Origin of the sequence: Herbaspirillum sp. B65 (assembly GCF_000333555.1) — a bacterium.
In the GTDB taxonomy this organism is placed as follows: Bacteria; Pseudomonadota; Gammaproteobacteria; order Burkholderiales; family Burkholderiaceae_D; genus Herbaspirillum; species Herbaspirillum rubrisubalbicans.
This window is the reverse complement of sequence record NZ_BADI01000717.1, coordinates 1-7,815: the sequence shown is the minus strand read 5'-3', so window position 1 is coordinate 7,815 and position 7,815 is coordinate 1. Positions and strand designations below refer to the sequence as shown.

Genomic DNA, 7,815 nt, shown 5'->3' with positions numbered 1-7,815 from the left:
AATGTTCCAGCTGAAAATTTACTGAAGAAGCGATCCATCCATGGATATCGAGCAATACGACATCATCCTAGTCGACGACAGCCCGGAAGTGGCCGAGTTGACTCGCCTGGCGCTGGGCAGCCGCAAGCTGGCCGACAAGTTGACCTGGTTTGCCGATGCGGAGCTGGCCGAGGAATTCTTCTTCCAGGGCGAATACGCCAGCCGCCGCGACTTGCATCCCTACCTGATCTTGCTGGACCTGAACCTGCCGCTGATGAGCGGCCACGATTTCCTGAAGATCATCAAGTCCAATGCCGCCACCTCGCATATTCCGGTGGTGATGTTTTCTTCCTCGGACGACCAGCGCGACATCAACCATAGCTACGAGCTGGGCGCCAATGGTTACGTTGTCAAATCCACCGATCCCAAGGAATTCATGGGTACTGTCGCCGATACCGGCATCTACTGGCGCAACCGCAATCGCCCGGCGCGTGGTGATGAGGCGGGTGCGCCCTGAGCGTCATCCTGAGCATCCAGCAAAAAGCGCGGCAGGCCGCGCTTTTTTCATCTCCATCGTGGGTGGATGTCAGTCCTTGCCAACCGGCGTTTCACCCCGGAAATTGCCGCAGTCCATCCAGGTCATTGATGGTGATGCTGCCGTAGTCGACCTTCAACAGGCCGGCCTTTTCCAACACCTGCAAGGCCTGGTTGGCGCGCTGGCGCGAGGTGCCGGAAAGGTTGCCGACTTCTTCCTGCGAGATCTGCAGGTTCAGCCCGATGCCCGGGTTCAGGTAGGGATTGAAGAGCGCCGCCAGGCAGCGGGCCACGCGCGCATCCGGTTCCAGCATCCGGTCGTATTCCACCAGCGAAATGAACAGCGCCAGGCGCTCGTTCAATTGCGTCACCAAAAAGCGGTTGAAGGGAATGCTGTTGTCCAGCAACCAGAGGTAGGTGGACTTGGGCATGTACAACAATTCACTTTCGCGCAAGGCCACCACATCGTACTTGCGCGGTTCATCCTTGAGCAGTGAGCCTTCGCCCAGCCAGCCGCCATTGGCCATGCCGGCAAAGGAGACGGTCTTGCCTTCCGGCGAGACACTGCTCATCTTCAGCAAGCCTTCGTGCACCCCGATCCAGTGCGTCACCGGATCGCCCTTGCGGCACACATAGCCACCGGCGGCAATCTTGCGGCTGACCACTTCGGACTCCACCCTGGTCAATTGTTCTTCGGTCAGCGCCTGGGCCCAGATGCTCCTGGAGAGCATCTGGCGAATGGTTGTCTGCATGATGATGCGTCGCAATATCGAAAGTTGGCTCAATTGTCGGTGAGATGACATCTACTGGCAACCACTGACTCTACTATCATCGCAAAAAGGACCAGGGCAATTCCTGGCCAACTACAGAGACAGGACAGCGGGTATATCCGACAGGAAGACTGCGTCAGTAAGAGCGGCGTAAGCCTGGCGGCACAGACTGATCCGACACCGGGTTCGCTTCCTCACCGTAAAGAGTGAAGGAAACGGATCTTTCGAACCTGCACAAGAAGGTGGGAAGATGGTGGAGACGAGACAAGACACCCAAGCTGCGACCTTTGCGCAGCTATTGCTGGCCCATGCCCGCCAGCGACCCGAACGGGCTGCCTTCCGCGAGAAGGACCTGGGCATCTGGCAGAGCACCAGCTGGCGCGAAGTGGCCGAGCAGGTGCGCAGCTTCGCCTGCGGTCTGGCTGCGCTGGGCTTCAAGCGCGGCATGAGCCTGGCCATCATCGGCAACAATTGCCCGCGCCTGTATTGGGCCATGAGCGCCGCGCAGGCGCTGGGCGGAATGCCGGTGCCGCTGTACCAGGACGCCCCGGCGGCCGACATGGCCTATGTCCTGGCGGACGCCAACGTCGATTTCGTCATGGCCGAAGACCAGGAACAGGTCGACAAGGTCTTCGAGATCAAGGAAAACCTGCCGCGCATCGCCCACGTCATCTATGACGATGAGCGCGGGATGCGCAACTACCACCAGCCCGAACTGCTGTCCTTTGCCCGCGTGCAGGAACTGGGGCGGGCCTATGAACGGCTGCACCCGGATTTCTTCGAGCAGCAGGTGGCGGCCGGCTCACCGGACGATGTGGCCATCATCCTCTACACTTCCGGCACCACCGGCAAACCCAAGGGCGTCTGCCATTCGCATCGCGCCATGATCACCACCGCCACCACGCTGGTGGAGTTCGATCACCTGGACCAACACGACGACATCCTGTGCTACCTGCCGCTGGCCTGGGTCGGTGACTTCCTGTATTCCTTCGCCCAGCAGCACGTGGCTGGCTTCTGCCTCAATTGCCCGGAGTCGCCCAACACCGTCATGAGCGACCTGCGCGAGATCGGCCCCACCTATTACTTCGCACCGCCCCGGGTCTACGAGAACATCCTGACCCAGGTCATGATCCGCATCGAGGATGCCGGCTGGCTCAAGCGCAAGATGTTCCACGGCTTCATGCGCGTGGCGCGGCGGGTGGGTATGAGAATCCTGGACGGCAAGCCCGGTGTCTCGCTCATCGACCGCCTGCAATATGCGCTGGGCGACCTGCTGGTCTATGGACCGCTCAAGAACGTGCTGGGCATGTCGCGCCTGCGCGTGGCCTATACCGGGGGCGAGGCCATCGGGCCCGACCTGTTCGACTTCTACCGCTCGCTGGGCATCAATCTCAAGCAACTCTATGGCATGACCGAAACCTGCGTGACGGTCTGTATGCAACCCTCGGGCGACGTCAAGCTCGATAGCGTGGGCCGCCCCATGAAGGGAGTGGAAGTGCGCATCGATGCCAATGGCGAGGTGCTGGTGCGCTCTCCCGGCTTGATGAAGGAATATTTCAAGCGGCCCGATGCCACCGCCGAAGCCATCGATCAGGAGGGGTATTTCCACACCGGAGATGCAGGTTTCTTCGACAGTGACGGTCACTTGAAGATCATCGACCGCGCCAAGGATGTCGGCAAGATGGCCAGCGGCAGCATGTTCGCGCCCAAGTACATCGAGAACAAGCTGAAGTTCTTCCCCTTCATCAAGGAAGCGGTGACCTTTGGCAATGGCCGCGAACAATGCATGGCCTTCATCAACATCGACATGGATGCGGTGGGCAACTGGGCCGAACGGCGCAACCTGCCTTACAGCGGCTATACCGACCTGGCCGCCAACCCGGCGGTCTATGAACTGGTGCGCGACTGCGTGGAAAAGGTCAATGCCGATCTGGTGGCCGATCCCTTGCTGGCCGATTCGCAGATTCATCGCTTCCTGATCCTGCACAAGGAACTCGACCCCGACGACGAAGAACTGACCCGCACCCGCAAGGTGCGGCGCGGCTTCATCGCCGACAAGTATGCGGTGCTGATCGAGGCGCTCTATGCCGGTCGAACCTCGCAGTACATCGAGACCCAGGTCAAGTTCGAGGATGGCCGCCAAGGCATGATCTCGGCCGACCTCAAGATCGCCGAGGCCAAGACCTTCAAGACGCTGCAAAGCGCCGCCTGAGCAGCACGCAGTCCCGTCCCGCACGCCCGCAATAAGGCGTTCGGCCAGCAGCGTAGCCCGACCAGACCACCGCTGAATGAACACCACCATGAAACGACACCTGTCTTCCGAAATCCTGCCCGCGGGCCTGCCGCCCGTGACCAGCCCCGATGACGAAGCCCCGGCGGTGGCCGCCAATGGGCGCCGTATCGGCGAGGTCATCCTGGACCTGCAGAACATCTCGCTGTCCTTCGGCGGCGTGAAGGCCCTGACCGATATCTCCTTCGACGTGCGCGAGCATGAAATCCGCGCCATCATCGGCCCCAACGGCGCCGGCAAGAGTTCGATGATCAACGTCATCAACGGCGTCTACCATCCGCAGAAGGGCCAGATTCTCTATCGCGGCCAGCCGCGCCTGGGAATGCATCCCAGCAGCATCGCGCGCCAGGGCATTGCGCGCACCTTCCAGAATATTGCGCTGTTCAAGGGCATGACCGTGCTGGACAACATCATGACCGGCCGCAATACCAAGATGCGCTCGGGCCTGTTGTCCAATGCGATGTGGTGGGGCGCGGCGCGCAATGAAGAAATCGCCCACCGCCGCAAGGTGGAAGAGGTGATCGACTTCCTGGAAATCCAGCACATCCGCAAGACCCCGGTAGGGCGCTTGCCCTATGGCCTGCAAAAGCGCGTGGAACTGGCCCGCGCCCTGGCCGCCGAGCCGCACATGCTGCTGCTGGATGAACCGATGGCCGGCATGAACGTGGAAGAAAAGCAGGACATGTGCCGCTTCATCCTGGACGTGAACGACCAGTTCGGCACCACCATCGTCTTGATCGAACACGATATGGGGGTGGTCATGGATATCTCGGATCGCGTGGTGGTGCTGGACTATGGCAAGAAGATCGGCGATGGCACGCCGGACGAAGTGATGAGCAATCCCGAAGTCATCAAGGCCTATCTCGGGACTTCACACTGAATCCGAAGGGTTTCAAGAATGAAAATAATATAAATAATAAAAATAATATGGACATGGCAGGCAAGGAGACGACATGCAATTCTTCCTCGAAGTCACCCTGAGCGGCTTGCTCTCGGGTTTGATGTATTCCCTGGTGGCGCTGGGTTTCGTGCTGATCTACAAGGCCTCGGGCGTCTTCAATTTCGCCCAGGGCGCGATGGTGTATTTCGCTGCGCTGGCGGTGGTGGGCCTGATGGAAAAGGGGATGCCGATGTGGGCCGCCATCATCGGCGCCTTCGTGGTGATGATCCTGGTGGGGCTGGCCACCGAACGCTTCGTGCTGCGCAAGCTGGTGAACCAGCCGCCCATCACGCTCTTCATGGCCACCATCGGCCTGACCTTCTTCCTGGAAGGCCTGGGGCCGATGCTCTTCGGCAGCGAGGTGCGGCCCATCGACCTGGGCATCGTCGATGAGCCGATCCAGTCGGTGATGGACAGCATCGGCATCGGCATTTCCAAGTTCGACCTCTTTGCCTCGGGCATGGTGGTGGCGCTGGTGGCGGCATTGGCGCTGTTCTTCCAGAAGACCAAGGTCGGCCGCGCTTTGCGCGCAGTGGCCGACGATCACCAGGCGGCGCTGTCGCTGGGCATCCCGCTGCAGCACATCTGGGCCGTGGTGTGGGGCGTGGCCGGGTTCGTGGCGCTGATCGCGGGGCTGCTGTGGGGCTCACGCAATGGCGTGCAGTTCGCGCTGACCATGACCGCCTTGAAGGCCTTGCCGGTGCTGATCCTGGGTGGCTTTACCTCGATTCCCGGAGCCATTGTCGGCGGCCTCATCATCGGTGCTTCCGAAAAACTGGCCGAGATCTATATCCCACCGGTGATGCAGGACGCCTTCGGCGGCAACTTCGGTGGCATCGAAGGCTGGGTTCCGGTATGTGTTTGCGCTGCTGTTCTTGCTGGTGCGGCCGAAGGACTGTTCGGCGAGCGGCATATCGACCGCGTATGACAATGCGCTCATTCCAATGTTGGCGATATGTCGCCATGGCTGCCATGCAGGAACAAGGAGAACATGATGCTGTACCGTGAAGCAGGACAATTCAAGACAAGCTACATCGCCGACAGTCAGATCTTCCCGATCCGCCAGGATCGCATCCTCTTTACGCTGTTCATGGTGTTGGCCTTCGTGGGCGTGCCGCTCTTGGGCAGCGAATACTGGTTCTCGGCCATCCTGGTGCCATTCCTGGTGTTTGCCCTGGCGGCCCTCGGCCTGAACGTGCTGACCGGATATGCCGGCCAGCTCTCGCTGGGCTCGGCGGCCTTCATGGCGGTGGGCGCGTATGCGGCCTACAACTTCCAGCTGCGCGTGGAGGGCATCCCCATCGTCGCCACGCTGATTCTCTCCGGCGGCTGCGCAGCCCTGGTGGGTGTGCTGTTCGGGCTGCCCTCGTTGCGCATCAAGGGTTTCTATCTGGCCGTGGCCACGCTGGCGGCGCAGTTCTTCGTGGTGTGGGCGCTGACCAAGTTTCCCTGGTTTTCCAACAATTCTTCCTCGGGCGTGATCAGCACCCCCAAGATCGATCTGTTTGGCATCGCCATCGACACGCCCGTGCGCAAGTACCTGTTCGTACTGGCCGTGGTCAGCGTGCTGGCGCTGGTAGCCAAGAACCTGGTGCGTTCCTCCACTGGCCGCGCCTGGATGGCGGTGCGCGACATGGATGTGGCCGCTGAAGTGATCGGCATTCCGCTCATGCGCACCAAGCTGACCGCCTTTGCGGTGAGCTCGTTCTATTGCGGCGTGGCCGGCGCCCTGTATGCCTTCTGCTACCTGGGCTCGGTGGAGCCGGACGGCTTCTCGCTGGACCTGTCCTTCCGCATCCTGTTCATGATCATCATCGGCGGCGTGGGCAGCATCCTCGGTTCCTTCCTGGGTTCGGCCTTCATCCTCTTGCTGCCGATCTTCCTCGACAACGCACTGCCGCCGCTGGCTGCACTGCTGCATCTGCCATTCACCAATGCCACCGTGTCGCACATCCAGATGATGGTGTTCGGCGCCCTGATCATCTTCTTCCTGATCGCCGAGCCGCACGGACTGGCGCGGCTGTGGCAGATCGCCAAGGAAAAACTGCGCCTGTGGCCGTTCCCGCACTGACCACGGCTTGTATTGCAATGAGGTAGGAGGGGCCGGCACACCGGCGCCAGATAAGTCGGCAACGACAACATAAAGGAGACTGAGACCATGAAAACCATGAAGCATCTGAGGCAGCTGGTGCTGGCTACCGCCTGCGCCGCCGGCCTGCTGTCGGCAGCCGTGCCGGCGCTGGCGCAGAGCAATGAGCAGTTCATCGCCATCCCCAGCTATCGGGTCGGGCCGTATGGCACCAACGGCCAGTCCTATTACGGCGGCTACGTCGACTACCTCAACTACGTCAACCTCAAGGAAGGCGGCATCAACGGCGTCAAGCTGTCCTGGGAAGAATGCGAGACCGAGTACAACAACGCCAAGGGCGTGGAGTGCTACGAGCGCATGAAGAACAAGAACCCGGTCACCCACGGCACTGCCATCAACCCCATGGCCACCGGCATTTCCTATGCCTTGATCGACAAGACCGCCGAAGACAAGGTGCCGCTGGTGATGATCGGCTATGGCCGCACCGATGCGGTGGATGGCTCGGTGTTCCCGTATGCCTTCCCGCTGGTGACGACCTACCAGATGCAGGTCTCGGCCATCGTCAAGTATCTGGCCGGCAAGAACAATGGCTCGCTGGCGGGCAAGAAGATCGTGTTCCTGTACCACGATTCAGCCTATGGCAAGGAACCCATCGTGGCCTTGCAGGCCGAGGCGTCCATCGGCAAGTTCAAGCTGGTGGAAATCCCGGTGGCGCACCCCGGCAACGAGCAGGGCGCGCAATGGCTGCGCATCCGCCAGGAAAACCCGGACTACGTGATCTTCTGGGGCTGGGGCGTGATGAACCAGACGGCATTGAAGGCGGCGCAAAAGGTCGGCTATGCGCGTGACAAGATCATCGGTTCCTGGTGGGCCGGTTCGGAAGAAGACACCATTCCCGCCGGTGAAGCCGCCAAGGGTTACCTGTCGGCCACTTGGAACGTGGCCGGCAAGGATGTGCCGGTGATCGCCGACATCGACAAGGTGGTCTATGGCGCGGGGAAGGGCAACATGCAGGACAAGAACAAGCTCGGCTCCATCCTCTACAACCGGGGCGTATCGGCCGCCATTGCGACGGTGGAAGCGGTGCGCACCGCCCAGGCCAAGTTTCGGTAAAGCAAGGTCATGAGCGGCGAGCAGGTACGCTGGGGGCTTTGAAAACCTCACCATCACCGATGCGCGTTTGAAAGCCCTTGGGCGCCACCGGCCTGCTGCC

Annotated in this window: 5 protein-coding genes and 2 pseudogenes; 6 read left to right on the top strand and 1 reads right to left on the bottom strand. The window is 61.0% G+C overall.

Features of this window, described 5'->3' with window-relative positions:
* The first annotated feature begins 40 nt into the window (after positions 1-40).
* Entirely contained in the window at positions 41-496 is a 456-nt protein-coding gene (locus I5W_RS16900; protein ID WP_017450499.1) for a response regulator, read from the top strand.
* 91 nt (positions 497-587) lie between these two features.
* Here I5W_RS16900 and I5W_RS16895 read toward each other — a convergent pair whose 3' ends face one another.
* Positions 588-1,265 (bottom strand): Crp/Fnr family transcriptional regulator, encoded by a 678-nt coding sequence (locus I5W_RS16895; protein ID WP_026051917.1) that lies wholly within the window; start codon positions 1,263-1,265, stop codon positions 588-590.
* A 268-nt stretch (positions 1,266-1,533) separates the two neighbouring features.
* Between I5W_RS16895 and I5W_RS16890 the strand changes: the two genes are divergently transcribed.
* The 5 genes and pseudogenes from I5W_RS16890 to I5W_RS16870 form a co-directional block, all read left to right on the top strand.
* Positions 1,534-3,495: an AMP-dependent synthetase/ligase gene (locus I5W_RS16890; RefSeq protein ID WP_044530094.1), complete on the top strand. Its 1,962-nt coding sequence runs from the start codon at positions 1,534-1,536 to the stop codon at positions 3,493-3,495.
* Between the two features lie 76 nt (positions 3,496-3,571).
* Positions 3,572-4,453, top strand: coding sequence for an ABC transporter ATP-binding protein (locus I5W_RS16885; protein WP_044530093.1), 882 nt, complete (start codon positions 3,572-3,574; stop codon positions 4,451-4,453).
* A gap of 73 nt (positions 4,454-4,526) precedes the next feature.
* Positions 4,527-5,441: pseudogene (locus I5W_RS16880) on the top strand (branched-chain amino acid ABC transporter permease).
* Between the two features lie 66 nt (positions 5,442-5,507).
* Positions 5,508-6,584 (top strand): branched-chain amino acid ABC transporter permease, encoded by a 1,077-nt coding sequence (locus I5W_RS16875; protein WP_044530091.1) that lies wholly within the window; start codon positions 5,508-5,510, stop codon positions 6,582-6,584.
* Positions 6,585-6,671: 87 nt separating this feature from the next.
* Positions 6,672-7,815 (top strand): annotated as a pseudogene (locus tag I5W_RS16870) (ABC transporter substrate-binding protein); the annotation flags it as partial.

Coding starts and splice junctions, on each gene's coding strand:
- I5W_RS16895 (WP_026051917.1), bottom strand. CDS start 1,265: ATGCAGACAACCATTCGCCAGATGCTCTCCAGGAGCATCTGGGCCCAG.
- I5W_RS16890 (WP_044530094.1), top strand. CDS start 1,534: ATGGTGGAGACGAGACAAGACACCCAAGCTGCGACCTTTGCGCAGCTA.
- I5W_RS16885 (WP_044530093.1), top strand. CDS start 3,572: ATGAACACCACCATGAAACGACACCTGTCTTCCGAAATCCTGCCCGCG.
- I5W_RS16900 (WP_017450499.1), top strand. CDS start 41: ATGGATATCGAGCAATACGACATCATCCTAGTCGACGACAGCCCGGAA.
- I5W_RS16875 (WP_044530091.1), top strand. CDS start 5,508: ATGCTGTACCGTGAAGCAGGACAATTCAAGACAAGCTACATCGCCGAC.